This is a genomic window from Brevundimonas sp. G8 (assembly GCF_902506205.1).
In the GTDB taxonomy this organism is placed as follows: domain Bacteria; phylum Pseudomonadota; class Alphaproteobacteria; order Caulobacterales; family Caulobacteraceae; genus Brevundimonas.
The window spans coordinates 2,427,281-2,452,686 of the sequence record NZ_LR732816.1 but is presented as its reverse complement, the minus strand read 5'-3'; the positions used below and the strand labels follow the sequence as shown (position 1 = coordinate 2,452,686).

At 67.3% G+C, this 25,406-nt stretch carries 21 protein-coding genes; 6 read left to right on the top strand and 15 right to left on the bottom strand.

From position 1 onward, the window contains the following. Positions 1–17 precede the first annotated feature (17 nt). Entirely contained in the window at positions 18–1,463 is a 1,446-nt protein-coding gene (locus CHRYSEO8AT_RS11825) for a short-chain fatty acyl-CoA regulator family protein (protein ID WP_159850232.1), read from the top strand. A 3-nt stretch (positions 1,464–1,466) separates the two neighbouring features. Here the strand turns inward: CHRYSEO8AT_RS11825 and CHRYSEO8AT_RS11820 are convergent, their stop codons facing one another. From CHRYSEO8AT_RS11820 to petA, 5 genes are all read right to left on the bottom strand, one after another. Next, the gene (locus CHRYSEO8AT_RS11820) at positions 1,467–3,107 is read right to left on the bottom strand and encodes a M28 family peptidase (RefSeq protein ID WP_159850230.1); all 1,641 of its coding nucleotides are present in this window, start codon (positions 3,105–3,107) and stop codon (positions 1,467–1,469) included. Between the two features lie 71 nt (positions 3,108–3,178). Continuing rightward, positions 3,179–4,858: a M28 family metallopeptidase gene (locus tag CHRYSEO8AT_RS11815; protein WP_159850228.1), complete on the bottom strand. Its 1,680-nt coding sequence runs from the start codon at positions 4,856–4,858 to the stop codon at positions 3,179–3,181. Between the two features lie 147 nt (positions 4,859–5,005). Further along, on the bottom strand, positions 5,006–5,881 hold the full coding sequence (locus tag CHRYSEO8AT_RS11810) for a cytochrome c1 (protein WP_236547527.1): 876 nt from the start codon (positions 5,879–5,881) through the stop codon (positions 5,006–5,008). Between the two features lie 5 nt (positions 5,882–5,886). After that, entirely contained in the window at positions 5,887–7,191 is a 1,305-nt protein-coding gene (locus CHRYSEO8AT_RS11805) for a cytochrome b N-terminal domain-containing protein (protein WP_159850226.1), read from the bottom strand. Positions 7,192–7,207: 16 nt separating this feature from the next. Further along, on the bottom strand, positions 7,208–7,765 hold the full coding sequence (petA, locus tag CHRYSEO8AT_RS11800; RefSeq protein WP_159850224.1) for a ubiquinol-cytochrome c reductase iron-sulfur subunit: 558 nt from the start codon (positions 7,763–7,765) through the stop codon (positions 7,208–7,210). 194 nt (positions 7,766–7,959) lie between these two features. Here petA and CHRYSEO8AT_RS11795 point away from each other — a divergent pair, with 194 nt between their 5' ends. Continuing rightward, positions 7,960–8,415 carry a tRNA (cytidine(34)-2'-O)-methyltransferase gene (locus tag CHRYSEO8AT_RS11795; protein WP_159850222.1) on the top strand — a complete coding sequence of 152 codons (456 nt, stop codon included), beginning with the start codon at positions 7,960–7,962 and terminating at the stop codon, positions 8,413–8,415. On the opposite strand, the gene CHRYSEO8AT_RS11790 is transcribed toward CHRYSEO8AT_RS11795, so the two are convergent. Beyond that, entirely contained in the window at positions 8,406–9,662 is a 1,257-nt protein-coding gene (locus CHRYSEO8AT_RS11790) for a dipeptidase (protein WP_159850220.1), read from the bottom strand. The two genes, CHRYSEO8AT_RS11795 and CHRYSEO8AT_RS11790, sit on opposite strands and share 10 nt — an antisense overlap. Before the next feature lie 103 nt (positions 9,663–9,765). Here CHRYSEO8AT_RS11790 and hemF point away from each other — a divergent pair, with 103 nt between their 5' ends. After that, entirely contained in the window at positions 9,766–10,647 is an 882-nt protein-coding gene (hemF, locus tag CHRYSEO8AT_RS11785; RefSeq protein WP_159851724.1) for an oxygen-dependent coproporphyrinogen oxidase, read from the top strand. Here hemF and CHRYSEO8AT_RS11780 read toward each other — a convergent pair. Continuing rightward, positions 10,644–11,519: a LysR family transcriptional regulator gene (locus CHRYSEO8AT_RS11780; RefSeq protein WP_159850218.1), complete on the bottom strand. Its 876-nt coding sequence runs from the start codon at positions 11,517–11,519 to the stop codon at positions 10,644–10,646. The two genes, hemF and CHRYSEO8AT_RS11780, sit on opposite strands and share 4 nt — an antisense overlap. A 77-nt stretch (positions 11,520–11,596) precedes the next feature. Here CHRYSEO8AT_RS11780 and CHRYSEO8AT_RS11775 point away from each other — a divergent pair, with 77 nt between their 5' ends. Continuing rightward, positions 11,597–12,655: a YeiH family protein gene (locus CHRYSEO8AT_RS11775; RefSeq protein WP_201304425.1), complete on the top strand. Its 1,059-nt coding sequence runs from the start codon at positions 11,597–11,599 to the stop codon at positions 12,653–12,655. On the opposite strand, the gene CHRYSEO8AT_RS11770 is transcribed toward CHRYSEO8AT_RS11775, so the two are convergent. Both CHRYSEO8AT_RS11770 and rlmJ read right to left on the bottom strand, forming a co-directional pair. Further along, a complete protein-coding gene (locus CHRYSEO8AT_RS11770) occupies positions 12,652–13,383 on the bottom strand; it encodes a type 1 glutamine amidotransferase (protein ID WP_159850216.1) in 732 nt (243 codons plus the stop codon). The two genes, CHRYSEO8AT_RS11775 and CHRYSEO8AT_RS11770, sit on opposite strands and share 4 nt — an antisense overlap. A 22-nt stretch (positions 13,384–13,405) precedes the next feature. Beyond that, positions 13,406–14,221, bottom strand: a complete 816-nt coding sequence (gene rlmJ / locus CHRYSEO8AT_RS11765) for a 23S rRNA (adenine(2030)-N(6))-methyltransferase RlmJ (protein WP_159850214.1) — start codon at positions 14,219–14,221, stop codon at positions 13,406–13,408. Positions 14,222–14,337: 116 nt separating this feature from the next. Here rlmJ and CHRYSEO8AT_RS11760 point away from each other — a divergent pair, with 116 nt between their 5' ends. Both CHRYSEO8AT_RS11760 and CHRYSEO8AT_RS11755 read left to right on the top strand, forming a co-directional pair. Next, the gene (locus CHRYSEO8AT_RS11760) at positions 14,338–15,360 is read left to right on the top strand and encodes a DNA topoisomerase IB (RefSeq protein WP_159850212.1); all 1,023 of its coding nucleotides are present in this window, start codon (positions 14,338–14,340) and stop codon (positions 15,358–15,360) included. A gap of 105 nt (positions 15,361–15,465) precedes the next feature. Continuing rightward, positions 15,466–17,859, top strand: a complete 2,394-nt coding sequence (locus CHRYSEO8AT_RS11755) for a TonB-dependent receptor (RefSeq protein ID WP_159850210.1) — start codon at positions 15,466–15,468, stop codon at positions 17,857–17,859. 57 nt (positions 17,860–17,916) lie between these two features. On the opposite strand, the gene tdh is transcribed toward CHRYSEO8AT_RS11755, so the two are convergent. The 6 genes from tdh to CHRYSEO8AT_RS11725 form a co-directional block, all read right to left on the bottom strand. Continuing rightward, positions 17,917–18,957: an L-threonine 3-dehydrogenase gene (gene tdh, locus CHRYSEO8AT_RS11750; RefSeq protein WP_201304527.1), complete on the bottom strand. Its 1,041-nt coding sequence runs from the start codon at positions 18,955–18,957 to the stop codon at positions 17,917–17,919. 177 nt (positions 18,958–19,134) lie between these two features. Next, complete coding sequence (locus tag CHRYSEO8AT_RS11745) at positions 19,135–20,325, bottom strand: glycine C-acetyltransferase (protein WP_159850206.1); 1,191 nt, start codon at positions 20,323–20,325, stop codon at positions 19,135–19,137. Positions 20,326–20,366: 41 nt separating this feature from the next. Continuing rightward, positions 20,367–21,284, bottom strand: a complete 918-nt coding sequence (locus CHRYSEO8AT_RS11740; protein ID WP_201304424.1) for a DUF4232 domain-containing protein — start codon at positions 21,282–21,284, stop codon at positions 20,367–20,369. Between the two features lie 64 nt (positions 21,285–21,348). Then, entirely contained in the window at positions 21,349–21,771 is a 423-nt protein-coding gene (gene mce, locus CHRYSEO8AT_RS11735) for a methylmalonyl-CoA epimerase (RefSeq protein WP_159850204.1), read from the bottom strand. Beyond that, the gene (gene scpA / locus CHRYSEO8AT_RS11730) at positions 21,768–23,939 is read right to left on the bottom strand and encodes a methylmalonyl-CoA mutase (protein WP_159850202.1); all 2,172 of its coding nucleotides are present in this window, start codon (positions 23,937–23,939) and stop codon (positions 21,768–21,770) included. The genes mce and scpA overlap by 4 nt, the downstream gene beginning before the upstream one ends. Next, complete coding sequence (locus CHRYSEO8AT_RS11725) at positions 23,936–25,315, bottom strand: methylmalonyl-CoA mutase family protein (RefSeq protein ID WP_159850200.1); 1,380 nt, start codon at positions 25,313–25,315, stop codon at positions 23,936–23,938. The genes scpA and CHRYSEO8AT_RS11725 overlap by 4 nt, the downstream gene beginning before the upstream one ends. Positions 25,316–25,406 lie beyond the last annotated feature (91 nt).

Genomic DNA, 25,406 nt, shown 5'->3' with positions numbered 1-25,406 from the left:
CATGACATTATACAGTCATGGACGCCGCCGCTGACCGCAAACTCTTCCTCGGCGCCCGGCTAAAGCGGCTGCGGCGCGACCTGGCCCTGACCCAAACGGCTATGGCCGCCGACTTGGGTGTTTCCCCCAGCTATCTCAACCACATAGAGCGCAACCAGCGCCCCGTCTCGGCCCAGCTGCTGCTACGCCTCGCCGACACCTACGACGTCGATCTGCGCAGCCTGAACCAGGGCGGCGCCGCCGACGAAGCTCGCCTGACCGAGATCCTGGCCGATCCCCTGTTCAAGGGCCTGTCCGCCCCGCGTCACGAATTGGTGCAGTTGCTCGAAGAGGCGCCCGGCGTGGCCGACGCCATGCTGCGCCTGTATCAGGCCTTCGACGACGGCCGCACCCGTTCGCGCGCCGCCGCCGAAAACGGCGAGGGCCTGGTCGAAACCAGCCCCGCCGAATGGGTGCGCGAATACATCCAGTCGCGCGGCAACCACTTCCCCGAACTGGACCAGTTGGGCGAGGCCCTGTCCGAAGCCCTGACGGCAGAGGCCCCCGTACACGCTGACGGCTTCGAGCCCGCCGCCCGCCACCGGCTGGCGGCGAAACATGACCTGGGCGTCCGCACCCTGCCCGCCGAGGTCATGGTCGAATGGACCCGCCGCTTCGACCTGCACCGCCGTCGCCTGCTGCTGTCCGAGACGCTGGGCCCGTCCTCGCGCGCCTTCGCCATCGCCTATCAGCTGGCCCTGGTCGAACACGGACAGGCGCTGAACGACTTGGTTCAGGCCGCGAACGCCCCCGACGACGCGACGCGCTCCCTACTGAAGGTCGCCCTGACCAACACCCTCGCCGCCGCGACCCTGATGCCCTACGCCGCATTCCAGCGCACGGCGGAGGAGACCGGTTACGACCTTGCCAGGCTCCAGGCCCGGTTCGGCGTCAGCTACGAACAGGCCGCCCATCGGCTGACCACCCTGTCGCGCCCCACGGCGCGCGGTGTGCCCTTCTTCCTGATGCGCGTCGATCAGGCCGGAAACATCTCCAAACGCTATGCGGCGGGCGCCTTTCCCTTCTCGCGCTTCGGCGGGGCCTGCCCGCGCTGGCGGCTGCATTCCGCCTTCCGCACGCCGGGCCGGATCGTCACCCAGATCATTGAGACGCCCGGCCAGGACGGAAAGCCGGGGGGTCGCTGGTTTACCTTCGCCCGCACGGTCGAGCGCCAGGGCCACGACGGTTTCGGCGAGACCCACGACCTGGCTGTCGGCCTGGGCTGCGAACTACGCCACGCCCACCGCCTGGCCTATGCGCTCGGCCTGGATCTGGAACGCCCCGACGTCACTCCCATCGGCCCCGCCTGCCGCCTGTGCCACCGCCACCCCTGCGCCGAACGCGCCGCCGCCCCCATCGACCGCCCGCTGGCCGTCGACGACTGGTCCAAGTCCGTCAGCCCCTACCCGTTCGCAGCGGCCTGAGACCTACCTCCGCTGATCGGCCGTGCGGTCGCGGATGGCGTTGAACTCGGCCGTCGGCTTCCACGCCGGCCAGCTCTCGCTGTCGGCTACCGTCAGCCCCAACCGATACAGCAGATCGAGGTTTTGCAGCGCCGCCGTGAAGTCGTAGTCGGCGCGCCATTCGTCCGTCAGCTTGTGATAATACCGCGCCATCTGCCCCTCGTAGTAGGGCTTGCCCGCCTCGATCCCACCCGCGACGAAATCGCGGCCCGTCCACGGCATCAGAGCAGGCACCCCGCCCGCCGCGAAGTTGAAGTGGTCCGAGCGATAGTAGAATCCCTCTTCGGGATAGCCGTCTCCCGTCACCGTCCGCCCCTGCACGGCGGCGAACCGGCCCAGGATGTCCTCCAGCTCGGACTTGCCCACCCCGAACACCGCCACGTCCCGCGTCGCAGGCGTGAATGGCAGCATGTCGATGTTGATGTCCGCCGCCGTCTTCGCCAGCGGATAGACCGGATCGGCGGCATAGGCTTCGGACCCCAACAGCCCCTGTTCCTCGGCCGTGACATGCAGGAAGACCACGGTGCGTTTCGGCGCCGGGCCTGCCTTGAACGCCCGCGCCATTTCGATCAGGCCCGCCGTCCCCGACGCATTGTCCCAGGCGCCGTTGAAGATGTCGTCGCCCTCGGCGTTCGGCGTCTTCGCCTTGCCGACGTGGTCCCAGTGGGCGGAGTAGAAGACATATTCATCCCGCCGTTCCGTGCCGGGAATCTTGGCCAGCAGGTTGTTGGAATGAATGACCTCGGTGGTCTCGGCGATGTCGACGCTGAGGCGCGCGCCTAGATCGACGATGCCACTCAGGGCGTTGGCTTTGGCGCGCTCGACCGCGCCTTCCATGGCCGCGCCGCCGATCGCAGTCGCCGTCGCCATGTTGATGGCGCCGCTGAAGCGCGGGTCTTGCGCGCCCTTGACCGTCATCTGCGGCCGGGTCGCCCCACCTACAGCGCGCCGCCAACGGTTGTCCTGATCCTGAAGCGTAATGACCCCCACGGCCCCGCGCTTCAGCGCTTCTTGGGTCTTATGGGTCGTCGAGCCGTAAAAGTTTGGATCCTCGCCCATCACGGTCGGCTGACCACGCAGGATGACCACGACTTTTCCGGTCAGGTCCGCATCGCCATAGTCGTCCCAGGTCGGCGCCGAAATGCCGTAGCCCGCAAAGACAAGCGGCGCCTCAGCCTTCACAACCGGATCCGCCGAGCCGGCGCGCAGGGTGATGTCCGTCCCCGAAACCAGCGGATGCGCCGCCCCGTCCTCCCCGGCCCAGGACGCCGTCGGCGCCCGCTGCGGCGTGAACCGCACCAGATCGACCGGCTGCAGCCACGATCCGTCGCGACCGCCCGGCTCCAACCCCATCGCCTCATACTGGGCCTGCAGATAGGCCAGGGTCAGACCCTCGCCGACCAGACCGGGAAACCGTCCCTCCATCTCGTCCGACGCCAGATATTTGATATGGTCCGACAGGCGCTGGGCGCTGAACTGCGGCGTCGCGGCCGAGGCGACGGCGAAGGCGTCAACCTTTGGAGCGGGACCTGCGACCGGGGCGGTCGCACAGGCGGCCAGGGCAAGCGCCGCAAGGGCGACGAAGGACGAACGGCGAAGGATCATTCAGGCGCACTCGAAACGTGGAAACGCGAAAGGGCGGGGATGCCTCCCCGCCCCTCGTTGGTCAATAAGGGTTAGCGGCGTTCCGACGCGGTGGTCGCCCGCACAGGGCCGAACTCTGATCCCGTCTTCCATTCCGGCCAGTCGCGACCGTTCGCCAGGGCGCGGCCGACATCATAGAAGACCGTCAGATCCTCGATCATGCCGCGATAGTCCCAATCCGGCGACCATTCGTCCGCCGCCTGGTGATAGCGTTTGGCGCCGTATTCCGCCCGCGCCGCCTCGCGCTCGGCGATCGGAGCATCCCGGAACTCGCCCCGGCTGCCGGCATAGGCCATCGGCACGCCACGCTTGGCCAGGGGGAAATGGTCCGAGCGATAATAGGTGCCCGCCGCATTCTCATGATCGGGAACCAGGGTGCGGCCCTGCGGCTGGATAGCCGCCGCCAGGCGCTCGTCGAAGTCTGACTGACCATAGCCGGTGACGCCCAGGCCGGTGACACGACCATAGACGTTCATCGAATCCATGTTGAACCCGCCCACCGTCTTGGCCAGCGGATAGACCGGATTGACGGCATAGTATTCCGAGCCCAGCAGGCCGCTTTCCTCGCCGGTGAAGCTGATTATCACCACCGACCGCTCATTGCGCGGGCCGCCGCCGAACATGCGCGCCAACTCCAGCAGGCCCGCCGTGCCCGACGCATTGTCCACCGCGCCGTTGAAGATGCGGTCACCCGTCGCGTCCGGCTCGCCCATGCCGATGTGGTCCCAGTGGGCGGTATAGAGGACGGTTTCGTCGGGGTGGGTCGTACCCGGCAGTCGGGCGATGACATTGTGGCTGGTGACCTGATTGGTCGCCACGTCGAACTCGGTCGAGAAGGACGCGCCGGTCAAGGAGACGGGCTGGAAGTCACGGCTGCGCGCCTGAACCTTCAGCGCCTCGAAATCCAGCCCGGCGCGGCGGAACAGATCGACCGCCACGTCACGCTGGATCCAGCCCTCCATCGGCACACGCTCCGCCGCCGCATTCTGGCGCAAGATGTCGAACTGCGACACGCCCCACGAGTTGGCGACCGTCTGCCAGCCATAGGAGGCGGGCGCCGTCTCGTGCACGATCAACACGCCCGCCGCGCCCTGTTTGGCCGCCTCTTCGTATTTGTAGGTCCAGCGGCCGTAGTAGGTCATGGCCTTGCCGCCGAAGGTGTTCAGCGCCGGCTCCTCGAAATCCGCGTCGTTGACCAGAACGACCAGGATCTTGCCGCGCAGGTCCTGCCCTTTGAAGTCGTTCCACTGGCGCTCGGGCGCATTGATGCCATAGCCGACGAAGACCAGGGGCGCGTCCTTCAGGCTGACATGCTCGGCGGGACGGCGGGTGGAGATGGCGACTTCGCGCCCTTGGGTCATCGGCAGCGTCCAGTCGCCCAGCTTCAACGAGGCCTGGACATTGGACTGGGTGAAACGGTTCAGGATCACGTCCTGCGTCCACTGACCGTTCGGCCCGCCCGGCTCGAACCCGGCGGCGGCATAGCCCTCGCTCAGATAACGCACGACCTTCTCTTCCGCCGGGGTGGCGATGCCGCGTCCCTCATAGCTGTCGTCCGACAGGGTCTTGATGTCCTGCGAGATCCGCGCGGCGTCGAACACCGGGACCCTATGGACGGCGCCGGGGTTGGGTGCGGTCGCGGTTGAAGTAGCGCAGGCGGACAGGGAGGCGCTGGCCAAAAGGACAGCCGCGAAAGAAGAGACAAGACGCATGAACAGTGGCCCCACAGCCGAAAACGATAGGCGACCCTAGGCGGCGAAACCTACCATGTCGATTCCGTGTCACGGACCATTCGTCGCAAACGAAAAACCCGCCGAAGCAAGCTTCGACGGGCTGATGTTTCGGCGGTCGGAAGACGCTTAGTGGGCGACGCCCTTCCAGATGCGGCGGTAGGCGACGTAGGTGATGCCGGCGAAGATGAACAGGTAGATCAGCACGCCCAGGCCGGCCTGCTTGCGCTCGACCATCTTGGGTTCCGACGTCCAGGCGATGAAGGCCGCGACGTCCTTGGCGTATTGATCCACCGTCTGGGGCGAACCGTCGTCATAGGTCACCTGGCCGTTCTGCAACGGCGGCGGCATGGCGATGAAGCCGCCGGGGGGCACGTCGTGATGGTCGCCCGTCCAGAACGGCGTCAGGTCGCCGGCCATATATGGGTTGTAGTGCTGGCCTTCGCGGATCGTCAGGCCCGCCGGCGCGGCCTTGTAGCCCGACAGCAGCGAATAGATGTAGTTGGCGCCGTCGTGACGGGCCTTGGCCATGACCGACAGGTCGGGCGGCGCCGCGCCGCCATTGCCCGCCGCCGCCGCCGTGGCGTTGGGATAGGGCGAATGGAACTTGTCGGCCGGGGTGGCGTCGCGCTGGATCGCTTCGCCGGTCTCGCTGTCAATGTCCGGCGCCTGGTTCTCGGCGGCCAGCGCCTTGACCACCGGGTTGTCGTTCGGGTTCGGATACTTCGGATTCCAGAACGGCCCATGACGGTCGCCCAGGTTTCGATAGTGCATCAGGTTCATGCCGTGACAGGCGGCGCAGACCTCGTGATAGACCTTGTAGCCGCGTTGCAGCTGGCCCTGGTCGTAGGTTCCGAACGGCCCCTCGAAGCTGAAACCGCCCGAGCGCGGGTGGGCGGCGACGCCCGCCGCCATGGCAGGCGCGGCGGCGCTCATCAGGCCCAGCGCAATGGCGGCCGAGGCGATGATCTTTTTGATCGACACGGTCTTCATTCCAATCGTCATGACCCTCAGCCCTTCTGCTCGACGGCGTCCGCGCCGGTCAGGACCGGTTCGGAGATCGTCGCCGGGATCGGCAGCGGCTGCTCCTTCAATCCGACCAGCGGCATGATGATCAGGAAGAAGATGAAGTAGTAGGCCGTCAGAACGCGCGTCAGCCACAGGTACGAGTTCAGGTCGCCGTCAACCAGGGTGAAGGTCTTGAACGACCCCAGCACCGGCGCGTCCGGCAGCTGACCGCCGCACCAGCCCAGACCAAAGCCCACCACCAGGAAGATGATGAAGAAGGTCCGCATCGTCGGGCGATAGCGCATCGAGCGCACCTTGGACGTATCCAGCCAGGGCAGGACGAACAGCACGCCGATGGCGCTGAACATCGCCACTACGCCGCCGAACTTGTCCGGGATGGCGCGCAGGATGGCGTAGAAGGGCAGCATGTACCACTCGGGCACGATGTGCGCCGGCGTCACCAGCGGGTTGGCCGGGATGTAGTTGTCGGCGTGGCCCAGGGCGTTCGGCTGATAGAAGACGAAGATCGCGAACAGGATCAGGAACAGGATGATCGCGAACCCGTCCTTGACCGTGAAATACGGATGGAAGGGCAGCATGTCCTTTTTCTCGCGATCCTTGGGGATCAGGATGCCGACCGGGTTGTTCTGACCGGCGGAATGCAGCGCCCAAAGGTGCAGCACGACGCAGCCCAGGATGGCGAAGGGCAGCAGATAGTGCAGCGAGAAGAAGCGGTTCAGCGTCGCATTGTCGATCGCCGGTCCGCCGCGCAGCCAGACCAGGATCGGTTCGCCCAGGACCGGGATGGCGCCGATCAGGTTGGTGATGACCTCCGCGCCCCAGAACGACATTTGGCCCCAGGGCAGGACATAGCCCAGGAAGGCGGTGGCGATCATCAGGAAGAAGATCACGCAGCCGATGATCCAGATCATCTCGCGCGGCGCCTTGTAGGAGCCGTAGTAGAGGCCGCGCAGCATGTGCAGATAGACGGCGATGAAGAACATCGACGCGCCGTTGGCGTGGACATAGCGGATCAGCCAGCCGCCGTTCACGTCGCGCATGATGCGCTCGACCGAGGCGAAGGCCAGGTCGACGTTGGGCGTATAGTGCATGGCCAGAACGATGCCGGTGACGATCTGCGTCATCAGGCACAGGGCCAGGATGCCGCCGAAGGTCCACCAGTAGTTCAGGTTCCGCGGCGTCGGCAGGGACATATAGTCCGCGCCGAAACGGATGATCGGCAGCCGGGTATCCAGCCACTTCTCGACGCCCGTCTTCGGGACGTAGGTGCTCTCGTGATCGCTCATGATCCCCCCTTGGTCCTCAACCGATCTTGACGCGGGTGTCGGACAGGTAATCGTAGTCCGGCACAACAAGGTTCAGGGGCGCAGGCCCCTTACGAATACGCCCGGACGCGTCGTAGTGCGAGCCGTGGCAGGGGCAGAACCAGCCGCCGTAATCGCCCGCGCCGAACGTCGGAACACAGCCCAGGTGGGTGCAGGAACCGACGACGACCAGATATTTCTCGTGACCCGGCTTGGTCCGCTCGGCGTCCGTCTGGGGCTGCTTCAGGTCCGGCGCGTGATCGTCGGCGATGACCTTCTGCAGCTCGGCCGGGGTGCGGTAACGCACGAACACCGGCTTGCCCTGCCATTTGATGACGACCTGCTGGCCTTCCTGAACCTTGGTCAGATCGAACTCGATCGACGCCAGGGCCAGGGTGTCGGCCGCAGGGTTCATCTGGTTGATCAACGGCCAGGCGATCATCGCCCCCGCGCCGACCGCCGCAGCGCCCGCTGCGATGTAGATGAAGTCACGACGATTGGGATCACCGCCCTCGGGGCTGTGAGTGTCTTCCGTATGCACGACCGATTCGGCCACGTTTCCACCTCTCGAACGCCGCGGAAGAAGCCCAGGAGCCTCTCCCAGCCACGGCACGAACCAACAAAAGACGCCGGAAATCCCCGACGGCCCGACACTTGCGCCCATTTCGCGCAAGCTGCTGACGTTTCTTGCGAAACGCTCGCAAACAGACCGCGACAAACCCCCTCGCCGCGCGTATGTCAGGCCTTAGAATGCGTCTCGCCCTTTTTCAACCTGACATTCCTCAGAACGTCGGAGCGTGCATCAGATTGTCGGCCTGTTTCGGCGTCGATCTGCATGTGATCGAGCCGACCGGCTTTCGTTTCGACGACCGCGCCATGAAGCGCGCGGCCCTCGATTACGGCCCCCTGTCGCACATGACCCGCCATGCCGATTGGGACGCATTCCAGTCCGACCGCCCCGCCGGCCGGCTGGTGCTGTTCACCACGCGCGGCGCCACGCCCCTGCCCGACTTCGTCTTCCAGCCCGACGACGTGCTTCTGTTCGGCAAGGAGAGCGCCGGCGCCCCCGATTACGTCCACGCCGCCGCCGACGCCCGCGTCGTCGTGCCGCTGCGCCCCCAGGCCCGCTCGCTGAACCTGTCGGTCACCGCCGGCATCGCCCTGTGGGAAGGCCTGCGCCAGACCGGCGGGATCGGTCAGTCCTGAGCCGCAGGTTCCAGCCGCGCCATCGACGGCCGCTCGCCGGCCTTTGACGCCGCCACGGCCTCGACGGACCGCATGACCCGCAACAGGTTCTCGCCGGCGATCTTGCGGATGTCCGCCTCGGTCCAGCCGGCCTGCATCAGGGCCGCCAGGATGCGGGGATAGGCATCCACCCCGCCCATGCCCTCGGGCAGGCTGCCGATGCCGTCGAAATCGGCGCCTAGGCCGACATGGTCGATGCCTGCGACTTCACGCACATGCTGGATGTGCGCCACAACGTCGGCCAGGGTCGCTTGCGGCGTCGGATTGGCGGTGGTCCAGGCGGTCAGACCGGCCTCCACCGCGCCGGGATCGCCGGGGTTGAGGGTCTTGAGCCGCGCCTCCTCCCCGGCCTTGGCGCCGTTCCAGGCCCGCACCGCCTCAGACACGAAGCCCGGCGCCAGGTTGATCATCACGATCCCGCCGTCCTGGGGCATCATCCGTAGCACCCGATCCGGCACGTTTCGCGGATGGTCCGTCACCGCCCGCGCCGACGAGTGGGAAAAGATCACCGGCGCATCGGATACGCGCATGGCGTCCAGCATGGTCTCCTCGGACACGTGGCTCAGGTCCACCATCATGCCCAGCCGGTTCATCTCCTTGACCACCTCTTCTCCGAAAGAATTCAGACCGCCCCATTTCGGCGCGTCCGTCGCGCTGTCGGCCCAGGTTGTGGTCTTGGAGTGGGTCAGGGTCATGTAGCGGGCGCCGGCTCGATAGAATTCTCGCAACAGGGCCAGGGAATCGTCGATCGAATAGCCGCCCTCCATCCCGATCAGGCTGGCGATCCGGCCCGACTTGAACACCGCATCCACCTCGTCCGCCGTGATCGCCAGGCCGAAGGTCTCGGGATGGGCGGCGATGATCCGCTTGGCCGTGTCGATCTGTTCGAAGGTTTCCTCGACGGCCTCCAGCGGCGTCAGGCTGGCGGGCACATAGACGGACCAGAATTGACCACCGACGCCACCGGCCCTCAGCCGCGCGATGTCGGTATGCAGCTTGGTGGAGGCCGCCAAGTTCTTGGTCAGATCAACAGCGTAGACGTCGTTTCCATACTGCTGGCGCAGCGCCCACGGCAGGTCGTTGTGCCCGTCGATCAGCGGCGTAGTCTTCAGGATCTCCAACACCCGCGCCTCATCGGCCTGTTGGGCATGGGCCGCGCCTCCCAGCCCGAGTGAGACCACAGCGACGGACACAAGACGACGGATCATGGGCGGGCTTCCTGAAAACGGCAGGCGGCCATTAGCGCCTGCGATTCCTCTTATGACAACCTGTCCGGATGACGCCGCCGCCGCGACGTGGTTCAAGCGCGCCATGAGCGACGCCGTCTTCTCCGATCCGCTCGACCTGAAGAAGGTCGAGACCCGCGCCTGGTTCGAACAGTTGCGCGACCGTATCCACGCCGCCTTCGAGGCGCTGGAGGATTCAGCGCCCGTGGACCTGTTTCCCGGCGAGCCCGGCCGTTTCGTCCGCACCGCCTGGGAGCGGCCCGAAGGCGGTGGCGGCGTCATGGGGATGATGCACGGTCGCCTGTTCGAGAAAGTCGGCGTCCATGTCTCGACCGTCCACGGCAGCTTTCCCGCCGACTACGCCAGGACCGTGCCCGGCGCCGACGTCGATCCCCGCTTCTTCGCCACAGGCGTCAGCCTGATCTGCCACCCGGTCAGCCCGCGCGTCCCGGCGGTACATATGAACACCCGCTTCATCGCCACGACCAAGAGCTGGTTCGGCGGCGGCGGCGACCTGACGCCGGTGCTGATGGCGGACCGCCGCCAGGATCATCCCGACACGGTCGCCTTTCACGCCGCCATGCAGACCGCCTGCGACGCCCACGACCCGACCTGGCACGCCAAATACAAGGCCTGGTGCGACGAGTATTTCTACCTGCCCCACCGCAATGAGCCGCGCGGCACTGGCGGCGTCTTCTACGATCATCACGACAGCGACGATTACGACCGCGATTTCGCCTTCACTCGCGACATCGGCCTAGCCTTCCTGGACGTCTATCCCCGCATCGTCGCCGCCCGCATGGCCGAGCCCTGGACGGAAGAAGAGCGCGAGGAACAGCTGATCCGGCGCGGCCGCTACGTCGAGTTCAACCTCCTCTACGACCGCGGCACCATGTTCGGCCTGAAGACCGGCGGGAATGTGGAGTCCATCCTCAGTTCCATGCCGCCCTCGGTGAAGTGGCCCTAGCCCATCGCCTCCACGAACACGTCGCCGGCCCGGCTGCGATACCGTTCCCGGTGTCGTAACAGCCGGAACGGCCGCTCGGGCAGGGTGAAGGGCGCCGTCACCAGCCGCCCGGCCGCCACGGACGCATAGGCCACGCTTTCCGACAGGGCCGTGGCCCCCGCCCCCGCCTCGGCCGCCGCCAGCACGGCCTCGTTCGACGGCAGGGTCATCGACACAGACAGGGTCGCGGGATCCACGCCCATATCGTGCACCGCCGCCTCCAGCGTCGAACGCGTGCCTGACCCCACCTCGCGCAACACCCAGGGCTGGTCCGCCAGATCACGCGCCTCCAGCCGCCGCCGCGTCGCCCAGGGATGGTCCGGCGTCACCAGCACCGCCAGCCGGTCCGAACCCACCTGGACCTGCGACAGGGCCGGCTCGTCAACCGCCCCCTCGACCAGGCCGATCTCGGCGGCGCCGCTCAGCACCGCCTGCGCCGCCTCGCGCGTGTTGCCGATCTCGACCGCCAGTTCGACGCCGGGATAGGCCTTGTGGAAATCCACCAGCCGGCGCGGCAGCCAGTAGCTGGCGATGGTCTGGCTGGCGAACACCGCCAGTCGCCCGCGCCGCAGGGCGCTCATGTCCGCCAGCGCGGCCTCCGCCGCCTGCGCCCGCGCCAGCACGGCCCGCGCCTCGGGCAGAAAGGCCTGGCCGGTCTCGTTCAAGACGACGCCCCGCCCGACCCGGTCGAACAGCCGCACGTCGTGCTCCGCCTCCAGCGCCGCCAGGGCGTTGGACACCGCCGACTGCGTCAGGTTCAGCGCCCGCGCGGCCGCCGTCACATGGTCGCGTTCGGCCACGGCAACGAAGATGCGCAGGCGTTCCAGGGTCACGATTGATCTCCAAATCGGATTGAAACGACAATAACTATCCGTTGGACTGCCGTCGAGAGCCGGCGCATCACCCGCTTATGAAGTCCGCCGCCCTGCCCGCGCCCGCCAATACGCCCAGCCTGGCGTCGGCGACGGCGTTCGGGCGCAAGATCCGGCCCGGCGTCATGCTGTGCCTGCTGGTGACCCTGGCGGCCATCGGCCTGACCAGCATCGAGCGCGACGTGATCGGCCGTGTCTGGCTGGAGCCACTGGTGCTAGCCATCCTGCTGGGCGCCGCCGTCCGCACCGCCTGGACCCCGGATGTGCGGTTCAAGGCCGGCATCGACTTCTCGGCCAAGACTCTGTTGGAGGTTGCGGTGGTTTTGCTCGGCGCCTCGGTGAGCGCCGCGACCCTATCGTCGCTGGGCGTCGGCTTCGTCCTGAGCATCTTCGCCCTCGTCGCCCTGGCCATCGTGGCCGGTTTCGGCATCGGCCGCGCCCTGGGCCTGAACCCGCGCATGGCCCTGCTGGTCGCCTGCGGCAACGCCATCTGCGGCAACTCCGCCATCGCCGCCGTCGCTCCCGTCATCGACGCCGATGGCGAGGAGGTCGCGGCTTCCATCGCCTTCACCGCCGTGCTCGGCGTGATCGTTGTTCTGGCCCTGCCCCTGCTAGGCGGCCTGATCCATTTAAACGGCCTCCAGTACGGAGCCCTCGCCGGCCTGACTGTCTATGCCGTGCCGCAAGTCCTGGCGGCCGCCGCCCCGTTCGGCGTCGTCGCCACCCAGACCGGCACGGTGGTCAAGCTGGTGCGGGTGTTGATGCTGGGGCCGGTCATCCTGGCGCTGTCGCTGATCTTCCGCGACCGCGCACCGACGGCGATCAGGCCGGGCCTTTCCCGCCTGCTGCCCTGGTTCATCGTCGGCTTCCTGGTCATGATCGCCCTGCGCTCGCTGGATTTGATCCCGCAGGCGACCCTCGCGCCGATGGCCGCCGCGTCCGGCCTACTGACCGTCGTCGCCATGGCCGCCCTGGGCCTCCAGACCGACATTCGAGCCGTCGCCCGCGCCGGCGGCCGTGTCGTCGCCGCCGTCATCCTGTCGCTGGGCGCCCTGGTGTTGCTGGCGCTGGTGCTGATCCGGCTGCTCGGGCTCTAGATCCCGCTGCCGTAGTCCTCGACCGGAGGCGGGGTCAGCAGCAGGAAGGCGCGGATCCAGGCCGTCAGCACGGCCCGGTCATTGGGCCGTTTCAGACTGTCGATCGCCTCGTCCGCCAGGTCGTGCGGGATACGCGTTCCCCGACGTCCCTCGATCAGGGCCGCCGCATAGTCGGGCTGAAACTCCGGGTGGCACTGGAACGAAATCGCGTCTTGGCCCCAGGCCAGACCGGCATAGGGCGTGAACCCGCTGGAAGCGATCACCCGCGCATCATCCGAGATCGCCGTCACCTGATCCTGGTGCGAAACGGGGATCGAGATCGTCCGCGCGCGCGGATGCATCCACGGTTCGTCTGCCTGCACCTCGTAGCGATGCAACCCCACGCCCCAGCCCTTGTCCGACTTCTCGACCACGCCGCCGAAAGCATGGGCCAGGGCCTGATGCCCGAAGCAGATACCCACCAGTCGGGTCCGTCCTCGCGCCGCCCTCAGCCAGTCCACCAGCTGCGGGATCCACGGCAGGTCGTCATAGACGCCCGCCGCCGACCCGGTGACGATGGCCCCCTGAAACGCCGACGGATCCTCAGGCAGATAACCGGATTGCACGTCGAACCGCGTCGTCGCCACGCCTTCGCCCAGCAGCGCCCGGAACCGCGCCGGATAGTCGTCGAAGTCGTCCTTCAGATGCTCCGGCGGGTGGCCGGTTTCCAGAATGGCGATGCGCGTCATGCGACCAACCTAGTGACTGCGGTCAGAAGGTCCAGACCTCGGCCCGCCCGCCCGTTTCGCCCAACGCCCCGGCGACCCAGCCGCAGACTTCGTTCGCGGCGGCTTGTGTCCCGTCAGGCGGATTGACCACCACCAGGGCGCAGCCGTTCATCTTCATCGGATTGGTTAGCGGCCTCAGCCGCGCTTCGGCGACCAAGGTCGGGCCGGCCTTGCCCTGCAGCCGCCGGATGAAGCCGTCGAAGGTCTCCAGATCCTTCAACGGGGTCCAGATCGCCACCGTCGCCGTCGGATCGCGCTTCACCACGGCGATAGCCGTCTCGGCCGAGCGGACATAATCGTCGGGCTTCTCGAACGGTGGGTCGATCAGCACCAGCGGCCCGCGCACCTTCGCCGCGTCTGCGACCACCGCCGCATAGCCGTCGCCCTCGCGCGCCTGTGCATTGGACCGTCCCGCCAGCGCCTCGGCCAGCATGGCCCGAACCGGCGGGTTCAGCTCGAACCCGACATAGCGCCCGCCGTCCTTGAGGGCGTCGGCGATCAGCAGGGGCGAGCCCGGATAATATCGCACGCCGCCGTCAGGATTGATCGCTGCCACCTCAGCCGCCAGCGCATCCATCAGCGGCGTCCGACCCTCGGCCGTCATCAGCCGCGCGACGCCGGCCTCGGCCTCCCTGGATCGCGTCCCGTCCCCCGACAGGTCATACAACCCCGACCCCGCATGGGTGTCGAACACCGTCAGCGGCCCCGCCCCCTGCCGCGTCTTCACCAGCCACAGCACCAGAGCGTGTTTGAGCAGGTCGGCGAAGTTTCCGGCGTGAAAGCTGTGGCGATAGTTCATGCCGCCTCGTCTCGCGCCCCGTTCGCGCGGTCAAGCGGAACTCGCCGCCCAGGCCCCGCGTTCGTCCCTCGTCTTCGGCAAGCGGCTGAAAGACCCGTGAAAAGGAAACGCGGCGGATGGCCGACGGATCGCACGCCTTCGACATCGCCGCCGAGGTTCCGCAAGGGCTCAGCTACTGCAGCGACGAGTTCGCGGGCCTGAGCCGTCGTCGCGCCGGCAAGGGCTGGTCCTATCGCGACGCGAAGGGCAAGGCGATCAACGACGCCAAGGTAGTGGCCCGCATCCGCGCCCTGGCCATCCCGCCGGCCTGGACCGACGTCTGGATCTGCCCCAAGGCCAACGGTCACATCCAGGCGACCGGCCGCGATGTGAAGGGCCGCAAACAGTACCGCTATCATAACGACTGGAGCACAGCCCGGTCCGAGAACAAGTTCGACAAGCTGCCCGCCTTCTCGCGCGCCCTGCCCAAACTGCGCGACAAGGTCGAACACGATCTGGCCCTGCGCGGCGTGTGCCGGGACAAGGTGCTGGCCACCGCCGTGCGCCTGCTGGAGATCACCCTCATCCGCGTCGGCAACTCCATCTACGCCAAGCAGAACCGCAGCTACGGCCTGACCACCCTGCACAAGCGCCACCTGGAGGTCGACGGCTCGGCCCTGACGTTCGAGTTTCGCGGCAAGAGCGGCAAGGACCATAGCGTCAGCGTCAAGGACCGCCGTCTCGCCCGCGTCGTGCGTGAACTGGAAGGCCTGCCGGGCCAGCAACTCTTCAAATACCGCACGGCGGACGGCACGCTGTGCCCCGTCGATTCCGACGACGTGAACGCCTACATCCGCGAGGCGATGGGCGAGCAGTTCTCGGCCAAGGACTTCCGCACCTGGGCCGGCACCGTCTCGGCGGCGCGAGCGCTGCGCGACACGGAGGCTGCAACCTCGCCCACCGACGCCAAGCGAAAGATCACCGTCTGCGTCAAGGCCGTCGCCGGCCTGCTCGGCAACACCCCCACCGTCTGCCGTGCCTCTTACGTCCACCCCAAGGTCTTCGCCCTGTTCGAGAGCGGCGCCATCGCCGATGTCCTTCCGGGTTCGGAGACCAAGGGTTTCGAAAAGGCGCTGATCAAACAGTTGCTTGCCGTCTGACCTCAGAGCTTCTCAAGACTAGCGTTAGAAATCCCCATTTGATCGGTAGGATTTAAAACCCTTCTCTTCCCCCTCGGCGCATCACGTCGCCGGAGGGGGACCACGATGACATCCACAACCGCCCGACGCCTGCTGTCCGCCACGGCCATCCTCGCCTGCCTCGGCGCGCCCGCAGCGGCCTTCGCCGCGCCTGACGAGGTCGTCGAACCTCAGGTGAACGCACCCAGCGTCGCCAGCGTCGGCGACATCGTCGTCACCGCCCGGCGGCGGGACGAGCGGGCGCAGGACGTGCCCATCGCCCTGACGGTCGTGAACGAAGAACTGCTGGACCGCACCGGCGCCTACAACATCGGCCAGATCACCCAGCTAGCGCCCAGCGTCCAATTGCTTAGCCCCAACGCCCGAAACACCGCCATCACCATCCGGGGCTTGGGCGCCAGCTACGGCCTGGCCAACGACGGGCTGGAACAGGGCGTCGGCATCTATATCGATCAGGTCTATTACAGCCGTCCGGCGACGGCGACGCTGGACTTCGTCGACATCGAACGGATCGAGATCCTGCGTGGGCCGCAGGGGACGCTGTTCGGCAAGAACACCACCGCGGGCGCCCTGAACATCATCACCCGCCCACCCAGCTTCACGCCCGAGGCGCAGGGGGAGGTCAGCATCGGCGACTATGGCTTCTTGCAGGCCAAGGCGTCGGTGTCGGGTCCGCTGATCACCGACAAGCTTGCCGCACGCCTGTCCTTCGTCTCGACCCGCCGCGACGGCATCGTGGACAATGTCACGGTCGGCCGCAAGCAGAACGCCCAGGACTCCATCAGCCTGCGCGGCCAACTGTTGTTCCAGCCGACGGACAAGCTGACCATCCGCCTGTTCGCAGACTATTCGGACCAGACGCCCGACTGCTGCACCCAACTGTATGTCCGCGTCGGCGATACGGCCAAGCCGGTCAATCTGCGGTTCCCCGCCCTCGCCGCCGGTCTGGGCTATACGCCCGGCAGCACAAATCCCTATGACAGGGTCGCAGATGTCGACGGCGCGATCGCCGCCGACCAGATCCAGCGCGGCTTCTCGGCTATCGTCGACTATGATTTCGGCTGGGCCACCCTAACCTCGGTCTCGGCCTGGCGGGCCTGGGACTGGCGTCCGGCCAACGACCGCGACTATACGGCGCTCGACATCACGCGGCAGTCCGCCAACCCGTCTGACCAGGACCAGTGGAGCCAGGAGCTCCGCCTTTCCTCCAACGGCGCCAACCGCATCGACTGGACCGTCGGCGCCTACGCCTTCCATCAGGCGGTCGAAACTCACGGCGTCACGGAATACGGCCGCAACGCCTCCTACTGGCTGACGACCGTGCGCGATCCGGTCACCAACGCTTTGGTCCCAGGGACAAACCCCGGCCTGCTCGAAGGCTACACGGTGTTCAACGACTCGCGGATCGAAACCGACTCGCTGGCGGTCTTCGGCCAGCTGACCTGGAACATCACCGACCGGCTGCATCTGACGCCCGGCCTGCGATACACCCATGAAGAGAAAGACGGCGCCTATGTCTCGACCGTCACCGGCGGCGGCCCCGGCAGCGCCGCTGATCTGACCCGCCGCCTCGGCGTCGCCCGGCCCCAGGCCTATGCCGCCGACATCTCCGACGGCGATCTCTCGGGCCAGGTCGCCCTGTCCTACGACATCTCCGACACGGTCCTCGTCTATGGCTCCCTGGCGCGGGGCTACAAGTCGGGCGGCATCAACATGGCCGGCATCCCGAACCTGCCCGACGGCACGCCTGCCCTGACCAACGCCGTGGTCGAGCCCGAGGTAGTCACCACCTATGAGCTGGGCCTCAAGACCCAGTTGTTCGACAAGCGGGTGACCGCCAACCTGGCCGCCTATCGCACCGACGTCGAAGACTATCAGGCGAATGTCGTCGACACCGGCCCCGGCGCCCTGCGCGGCTACCTCGCAAATGCGGACAAGGTGGAAATCCAGGGCATCGAGCTCGACGCCTTCGCACGGCCGACGCCGTGGCTGGACGCCTATGCCAACATCGCCTGGACGGACGCCAAATACGCCAGCTTCACCAACGGCCCCTGCCCGCTGGAATCGATCGGTACCTCCACCCTGGCCTGCGACCTGTCGGGCAAGGATCTGCCGGGCGTCTCGCCCTGGGCCGGATCGATCGGCGGCGAACTGCACCGTGACGTGCAAGGCCTGGGTCAAGCCGGAGAGGCCTATTTCGGCGCCGACGCCAGCTATCGCTTGACCTACAACGCCGACGCTGCGGTCTCGCGTCATACCGAGATCGAGGGCTACAGCATCGTCAACCTGCGCGCCGGCTTCCGGTCCGACAACGGCTGGGAGGCCTTCATCTTCGTCAAGAACGCCTTCGACGAAGACTATCTCCAACTGCTGACAGTCCAGGCCGGCAACTCGGGCTTGGTGCTAGGCACGCCCGGCGACCCATGCACGGTGGGGATCACGCTGAGAGCGCGGTACTGATCATGAAAAGAGGGGGGGGCCGACCGGCCGCCCCTCTTGATCTCCACTGTCCTGATCTCAGGCCGCCTTGTCCCAGTCCAGCACCACCTTGCCCGACTGTCCCGACTTCATCGCCTCGAAGCCTTCGCGGTAGTCTGCATAGCCCAGTCGGTGGGTGATCAGCGGGCTGAGGTCCAGACCCGCCTTCAGCAAACCCAGCATCTTGCGCCAGGTGGTGAACATCTCGCGGCCATAGACGCCCTTGATGGTCAGGGCCTTCAGGATGATCGCGCCCCAGTCCGTCTCCATCGGCTTGGACGGAATACCCAGCATCGCCATGCCGCCGCCCATGATCAGGGTATCGACGCACTGTTTGAAGGCGATGGGCGAACCCGACATCTCCAGCGCCACGTCAAAGCCGACCTTGAGGCCCAACTCCTTCATCACGTCATGGATGTCTTCCTTGGTGGTGTTCACGGTGCGAACGCCCGGCGCCACCTTCTGCGCCAGTTCCAGCCGGAAGTCGTTGATGTCCGTCAGGACCACGGTGCGCGCGCCCGCATGACGGGCCACGGCGGCGGCCATCATGCCGATGGGGCCGGCGCCGGTAACAAGCACGTCCTCGCCCAGCAGGTCGAACTGCTGCGCCGTGTGCACCGCATTGCCGAACGGATCCAGGATCGAACCGATCTCATAGGGCACGTCGTCGGGCAGTTCGATCACGTTGAAGGCCGGGGCCACCACAAACTCGGCGAAGGCGCCCTGACGGTTCACGCCGATGCCGCGCGTCTTGGGGTCCAGGTGGAAGTGACCGGCGCGGGCCGCCTCGGAGTTCAGGTCGATGACGTGGCCCTCGGCCGAGACGCGCTGACCGATCTTCAGCGGGCGATCCACGTCCTTGCCGATGGCGACGATCTCGCCGGCGAATTCGTGGCCAGTGATCATCGGGGTCGGGACGTTCTTCTGGGACCACTCGTCCCAATTCCAGATGTGGATGTCGGTGCCGCAGACGGCGGTGCGATGCACCCGGATCAGCACGTCCTCTGGCCCGGCCTCGGGGACCGGGGCGTCGATCAGTTCGAGGCCGACGCCGGGTGCGGTCTTGGCCAGGGCTTTCATTGTTTCAGCCATGATGGCGTCTCCTGAAAAACTCTAAGATCGTCATCCTAGGCCTTGTGCCTAGGATCCATAAACTCCGTCGAGGACGGTGCGCACCGGCGAAAACCGGGAGTATGGATCCTCGGGACAAGCCCGAGGATGACGGGAATAATGTGGCGACGGTGACAGAGGAAGGCGTCAGATAACGCCCAGTTCCTTGCCCGCCGTCGTGAACGCCTCGACCGTTCGATCGATCTGGTCAAAGCTATGCGCCGCCGACATCTGGGTGCGGATGCGGGCCTGGCCGCGCGGCACCACCGGGAAGCTGAAGCCGATCACATAGACGCCCAGTTCCAGCGCGCGCGCCGCGAAATCCTGAGCCAGTTTGGCGTCGCCCAGCATGACCGGGATGATCGGGTGTTCGCCGTCCAGCAGGGTGAAGCCGGCGTCGGCCATGGCGCCTCGATAGCGGTGGGCGTTGGCGGACAAGCGGGTGCGAAGGGCGTCGCCCTCGGCGCCTTGGGCGATGCGGATGGCTTCCAGGCTGGAACCGCAGACGGCGGGCGCCAGGGCGTTGGAGAACAGATAGGGGCGCGCGCGCTGCTTCAGCAGTTCGACGACCGACTTCTTCGCGCAGATGAAGCCGCCCATGGCGCCGCCCAAGGCCTTGCCGAAGGTGCCGGTGACGAAGTCCACCTCGACCCCGTGATGGGCGAACGACCCCTTGCCCTGCGGGCCCAGAAAGCCAGTCGCATGACAGTCGTCCACCATGATCAGGGCGTCGTATTTGTCGGCCAGCGCCCGGATCTCGTCCAGCTTGGCGATGTAGCCGTCCATCGAGAAGGCGCCGTCGGTGGCGATGATGATGTCGCGAGCGCCGGCGGCGCGGGCCTCCTTCAGGCGGCTTTCCAGCTCGTCCATGTCGGAGTTGGCGAACCGATAGCGCTTGGCCTTGCACAACCGCACGCCGTCGATGATCGAGGCATGATTCAGGCTGTCGGAGACGATGGCGTCGTTCTCGCCCAGCAGGGGTTCGAACAGGCCGCCGTTGGCGTCGAAGGCGGCGGCGAACAGGATGGCGTCCTCGAAACCGAGATAGCCGGCGATGGCGGCCTCAAGCTCCTTGTGGATTTCCAGGGTGCCGCAGATGAAGCGGACTGAGGCCGTGCCGGCGCCCCATTTGTTCTGCGCGGCGATCCCGGCCTGGGTGACGCGCTCGTCGCCGGCCAGGCCGAGGTAGTTGTTGGCGCAGAAGTTCAGCACGTCACGGCCGGCGACCTGGATCACCGGTCCCTGACGCGAGGCGATGATGCGTTCTGGCTTGGTCAGGCCCTGGGCGTCGATGTCGGTCAGCTCGGCGGAGACGCGGTCATAGAATGTCTGAGTCATGGTCGCGACCTACGCCGATTTCCGATCCGTTTCCACCCGCATCAGGTCGCCGGTTGAGGGTCCGCCTCGGCGCGGATGGGGCTGACGCGGATCTTGCCGCCGCACGGCTGGAACTCGAACGGCAGGCTGACGGCGGCGGTGTCGCCCGGCGCGGTCACACGCAGGGTCGCCACGCTGGGGCAGGACGTCTGCATCGTCTCGTCCGGAACCACATTCCAGGCCGTTTCGAAATAGGCCTTAGATTGCGGTGCGATCTCGACAGGCGTCGGCGCCTGGCCCTGACGGAAATAGCTGCCGGGGCTCTGGTCGGCGCGGATCGAGGTCACGGCGCGGCCCCGCGCATCCTGTAACGTCACGCCGGGATAGCCGGTCAGGCTGCAGGCCTGCGTCCCGACGTTCTCGAGGCTGAAGTTGCGCACCCGATTGCCCGCGCCCGCGTCGCCGCCCTCGGCCGCCAATTTCAGTTGCGGACCCTTGCAGGGCATGGAGGCAGGCAGCACCCCGCCCGGCGCGGGCGTCGGGGTCTGACCCGGCGTCGGCATCGGTCCCGGCGTCATGCCCGGCTCCACGGCCGCCACCGGACGCGAGCAGCGCTCGAGCACCGCAACGCCGGTCGTGCCGTCGGGGCCCAGGCGGCTCAGCGTGCCGCTCTCCTGCCCGTCGCGGGTCGCCGTCCACCATTCCACGCCTGCCCCGACATAGCGGGCGCCGCTGGCGGCCTGAACCGAGCGCAGGGCGTAGGTCTGGGTCTTGTAGGCCAGCTTCGCGGTGTCGCTGTCGGCATACTGAACCTGCAGCGTCGCGCCGCTTTCGCAGGCGTAGCCGACCGACGGCGCGCTGGACGCCGACGCCGGTTGCGGCTCGACCGGCGCTGCGGGCTGCTCCGGTTCACCCTGCGAACAGGCGGATACGCCGGTCAGGGCGGCGATGGCGACGAAAGCGGTCAGGCGGCGCATCATGATGAGGACTCTCCCGTTTCGTCCTCAACGGCCCAAGCCGTTGAAAGGCTCCGCTTGGCGCCGATCAGTGGTCGCCCTTCGGCGTTTCCATCAGCTCGATCAACACCCCGCCCATATCGCGCGGGTGAAGGAAGACGACCGGCGTCCCGTGGGCGCCGATGCGCGGCTCGCCCGTGCCCAGGATGGTCACGCCCTTGGCCCGCATCTCGGCGATGGCGGCGTGGATGTCGGCGACCTCGAAACAGAGGTGGTGCTGACCGCCCTTGGGGTTCTTGGCCAGGAAGCCGACGATGGGGCTGGTCTCGTCATAGGGTTCGATCAGCTCGATCTGGGCCGTCGGGGTGTCGACGAAACAGACCTTCACCCCTTGCGCGGGTAGGTCGAAGGGCTCGCCGATCTTCGTCGCGCCCAGGATATCGCGATACAGTTTGATCGAGTCCGCGATGGAGGGCGTGGCGACCCCGACATGGTTCAGGGCGCCGATCATGGTTTGTCCTCAGTCTTTGCCTGGGCAGGCGCAGGCTGGGCGTAACCCAGACGCTGGTTCAGCTTTTCGATCAGGTCCACCGCCGTGTCGGCGATGGCCGAACCGGGTAGATAGACGGCCGCGGCGCCCATATCGAGCAGGGGCTGGACGTCGGATGGCGGGATGACGCCGCCGACCACGATCATGATGTCGGGGCGGCCCAGCCGTTCCAGTTCGGCCTTCAGCTCGGGGACCAGGGTCAGGTGGCCGGCCGCCAGGGACGAGGCGCCGACCGCATGGACGCCCTTCGCCACCGCGTCACGGGCGGCTTCGGACGGGGTCTGGAACAGGCTGCCGGCTGTGACGTCGAAGCCCAGATCGCCGTAGCCGGTGGCGACGACTTTCTGACCCCGGTCGTGGCCGTCCTGGCCCAGTTTGGCGATCAGGATCCGCGGCGGGCCGCCGTCGTTCTCGACGAAGGTGGCGACCATCTCGCGGGCGCGGGCGAAGCGGGGATCGGCGCCCGCCTCCTTGGCGTAGACGCCAGACACGGTCTGGACCGTGGCCACATGACGGCCGAAGGCGGCCTCCAGCGCGTCGGAGATCTCGCCCACCGTGGCCTTGGCGCGAGCGGCCTGGACCGCCAGCTCCAGCAGGTTGGCGTTTCCGCGTGCGCCGTCGGTCAGGGCCTGAAGCGCCGCATCGGTCGCCGCCGGGTCCCGTTCGGCCCGCAACCGTTTCAGCTTGTCGATCTGGGCGGCCAGCACCGCCGCATTGTCGACCTTCAGCATCGGAATGTCGTCGACGACGGGGTTCAGATATTTGTTCACCCCCACCACCGTCTGCTGGCCGGTGTCGATCCGAGCCTGGGTCTTGGCGGCGGATTCCTCGATCCGCAGCTTGGGGATGCCGGCCTCGATGGCCTTGGCCATGCCGCCCAGGGCCTCGACCTCGGCCATGTGGGCTCGCGCCCGTTCGGCCAGTTCGTGCGTCAGCCGCTCGACATAGAAGCTGCCGCCCCATGGGTCGATGACGCGAGTCAGGCCCGTCTCCGACTGCAGCAGGATCTGGGTATTCCGCGCGATCCGGGCCGAAAAGTCGGTCGGCAGGGCCAGGGCCTCGTCCAGGGCATTGGTGTGCAGGCTCTGCGTCTGGCCGCCCGCCGCCGCCATGGCCTCGACCATGGTGCGAGGGACGTTGTTGAAGACGTCCTGGGCGGCGAGGCTCCAACCGGAGGTCTGGCAGTGAGCGCGAAGGGACAGGGATTTGGGGTTCTCGCCGCCCTCTTTCCGCACCGCCTCGGCCCACAGCAGGCGGCCCGCCCGCATCTTGGCCACCTCCATGAAATAGTTCATGCCGATGGCCCAGAAGAAGCTCAGCCGCGGCGCGAACCGGTCGATCGGCATGCCCGCCGCCACGCCCGCCCGCAGATATTCGATCCCATCCGCCAGCGTATAGGCCAGCTCGATATCCGCCGAGGCCCCCGCCTCCTGCATGTGATAGCCGCTGATCGAGATCGAGTTGAACTTCGGCGTCTCCTGCGCCGTCCAGGCGAAGATGTCGGCGATGATCCGCATCGAGGGCTCGGGCGGATAGATGTAGGTGTTGCGAACCATGAACTCCTTCAGAATGTCGTTCTGAATGGTCCCGGTCAGCTTGGCGTGGGGCACGCCCTGCTCTTCCGCCGCGACGACATACAGGGCCAGGATCGGCAGCACCGCCCCGTTCATGGTCATCGACACCGACATCTGATCCAGCGGGATCCCGTCGAACAGGGTGCGCATGTCATAGATGCTGTCGATGGCCACGCCGGCCATGCCGACGTCGCCCCTCACCCGGGGGTGGTCCGAGTCATAGCCCCGGTGCGTCGCCAGATCGAAGGCGATGCTCAACCCCTTCTGCCCCGCCGCCAGATTGCGACGATAGAAGGCGTTCGACTCCTCGGCGGTCGAGAAGCCGGCGTACTGGCGGATGGTCCAGGGATTGCCCGCATACATGGTCGGATAGGGCCCGCGCACGAAGGGCGCGAAGCCCGGCAGGCCGTGCGGGTGTTCCAGCGCGTCAGTGCTGTCGGGACCATATGCTGTCTCGACCGTCAGTCCCTCGGGAGTCAGCCACGGATCACGCGTCGGCCCTTGCCCCGTCGGGTCGAGGTTCAGGGCGATCTTGCTGAAGTCGGGGAAACTCATTGGGCCGCCTCCTCGAAGGCCGCAGTGAAACGGATCGGCGTAAGGGGTTCGCACACCCGCTCGACAGGCGACGGCGCGGCGTCGGCCGCCTCGACCGGGGCGGAACGCACGTCCGCATCGACATATTTGGTCACGCCGATGATCTGGGCCGCGCCGTTCGCCAACGCAGCCTCGCGGACAGCGCGGGCACGGGCGATGCGGGGCTGAATCACCGAACCCTTCAGGGCCTCGACCAGCCCCCCCTCAGCCTCGATCATCTGGAACTCGACCCAGCCGGCCTCGGCCAGATCCCGCGTCCGGGCGTCCAGATACCAGGAACCTGCGGCGGGATCGTCCACCCGGCCCAGATTAGCTTCCTCCATAAGCACCAGCTGGGTGTTGCGTGCCTGCCGCCGGGCAAAGGCGTCGGACCGCCCGGTCGCCCGGGTGAAACCGTCCAGCACCACCACGTCCGCGCCCCCCACGGCGCCCGCAAACCCCGCCGCCGTCAACCGCAGCAGATTGGGCCAGGGGTCACGCGCCGCCAACATCCGCCGCGACGACCGCGCCTCGATCACGGCCGGCGCCTCGACGCCGAACGCCCGCGTCAGGCTGGACCAGATCAGACGCATGGCTCGCAACTTGGCCAGGCTGTCGAAATATTCGGCATCGACCGACAGGCCGACGACCGTGCCGCGCAGCGCCACCTCGACCGACATCCCGGCTTCCACGGCCGCCTTTACATGGGCCACCGCGCTGGCGGCCGCGAAGGCCAATTCCTGCGCCGCCGATCCGCCCGCCTCGTGCGCCACGCGCCCGCTCGCCATGAAGAAGGTCGCGTCGGGATAGGCGCCCGCATGGCGCGCCGCCGTATTGGCCGCCAGGCTCAGATGTTCCTCGACCTGGCGCGGCGATCCGCCTGCCTCGGCGAAGGTCGAGACCGGGTCCATGTGGAACCGCAGCTGGGCGCGCGGCGAACCCTTCGCCACGACCGCCAAGGCGTTGGCCGCATCCGGCCCGTCGATCCCCGCGTCCAGCGCGACCGGCGCCAGCTCCAGCGCCACGCCTTCCAGCGCCCGCCCTAGCGGCGCGGAATCCGCCAGCACCCCGCCCTTCAGCACCACCGAGGCCGCGCCGTTCTCCAGATCAGTCAGCACCGCTTCATTCACCGCCTCGGCGTCGTCCCCCTCGATCAGGGTCCGCAGGTCCCAGGCCCGGCCTTCGGAGTCGGACGGACGCGGCGCGAAGATCGCCTGCACCCCGCTCGCCCCGGCGTACAGCGGCCGCGTCACCAGCTGGTCCGCGTCGAGGGACATCAACGACTCGATCGGCCGATCCTTCAACGCCTTCTGGGCGGCCTCGCGCCATTCAAGGGGTGTGGGGGTGGGGAAGGTCATGCGGCCATACCGCCTGTGCGGCGTGAAGAGCCCCTCCACCGCTTCGCGGCCCCCCTCCCCACTGCGTGGGGAGGAGACAGATCAACGCCCT

Coding starts and splice junctions, on each gene's coding strand:
- CHRYSEO8AT_RS11810 (WP_236547527.1), bottom strand. CDS start 5,881: ATGACGATTGGAATGAAGACCGTGTCGATCAAAAAGATCATCGCCTCG.
- CHRYSEO8AT_RS11775 (WP_201304425.1), top strand. CDS start 11,597: ATGAAGTCCGCCGCCCTGCCCGCGCCCGCCAATACGCCCAGCCTGGCG.
- mce (WP_159850204.1), bottom strand. CDS start 21,771: ATGATCGGCGCCCTGAACCATGTCGGGGTCGCCACGCCCTCCATCGCG.
- tdh (WP_201304527.1), bottom strand. CDS start 18,957: ATGAAAGCCCTGGCCAAGACCGCACCCGGCGTCGGCCTCGAACTGATC.
- CHRYSEO8AT_RS11815 (WP_159850228.1), bottom strand. CDS start 4,858: ATGCGTCTTGTCTCTTCTTTCGCGGCTGTCCTTTTGGCCAGCGCCTCC.
- CHRYSEO8AT_RS11825 (WP_159850232.1), top strand. CDS start 18: ATGGACGCCGCCGCTGACCGCAAACTCTTCCTCGGCGCCCGGCTAAAG.
- CHRYSEO8AT_RS11745 (WP_159850206.1), bottom strand. CDS start 20,325: ATGACTCAGACATTCTATGACCGCGTCTCCGCCGAGCTGACCGACATC.
- rlmJ (WP_159850214.1), bottom strand. CDS start 14,221: ATGAACTATCGCCACAGCTTTCACGCCGGAAACTTCGCCGACCTGCTC.
- CHRYSEO8AT_RS11725 (WP_159850200.1), bottom strand. CDS start 25,315: ATGACCTTCCCCACCCCCACACCCCTTGAATGGCGCGAGGCCGCCCAG.
- CHRYSEO8AT_RS11760 (WP_159850212.1), top strand. CDS start 14,338: ATGGCCGACGGATCGCACGCCTTCGACATCGCCGCCGAGGTTCCGCAA.
- CHRYSEO8AT_RS11755 (WP_159850210.1), top strand. CDS start 15,466: ATGACATCCACAACCGCCCGACGCCTGCTGTCCGCCACGGCCATCCTC.
- hemF (WP_159851724.1), top strand. CDS start 9,766: ATGAGCGACGCCGTCTTCTCCGATCCGCTCGACCTGAAGAAGGTCGAG.
- CHRYSEO8AT_RS11805 (WP_159850226.1), bottom strand. CDS start 7,191: ATGAGCGATCACGAGAGCACCTACGTCCCGAAGACGGGCGTCGAGAAG.
- CHRYSEO8AT_RS11740 (WP_201304424.1), bottom strand. CDS start 21,284: ATGATGCGCCGCCTGACCGCTTTCGTCGCCATCGCCGCCCTGACCGGC.
- CHRYSEO8AT_RS11795 (WP_159850222.1), top strand. CDS start 7,960: ATGCGTCTCGCCCTTTTTCAACCTGACATTCCTCAGAACGTCGGAGCG.
- scpA (WP_159850202.1), bottom strand. CDS start 23,939: ATGAGTTTCCCCGACTTCAGCAAGATCGCCCTGAACCTCGACCCGACG.
- CHRYSEO8AT_RS11770 (WP_159850216.1), bottom strand. CDS start 13,383: ATGACGCGCATCGCCATTCTGGAAACCGGCCACCCGCCGGAGCATCTG.
- CHRYSEO8AT_RS11820 (WP_159850230.1), bottom strand. CDS start 3,107: ATGATCCTTCGCCGTTCGTCCTTCGTCGCCCTTGCGGCGCTTGCCCTG.
- CHRYSEO8AT_RS11790 (WP_159850220.1), bottom strand. CDS start 9,662: ATGATCCGTCGTCTTGTGTCCGTCGCTGTGGTCTCACTCGGGCTGGGA.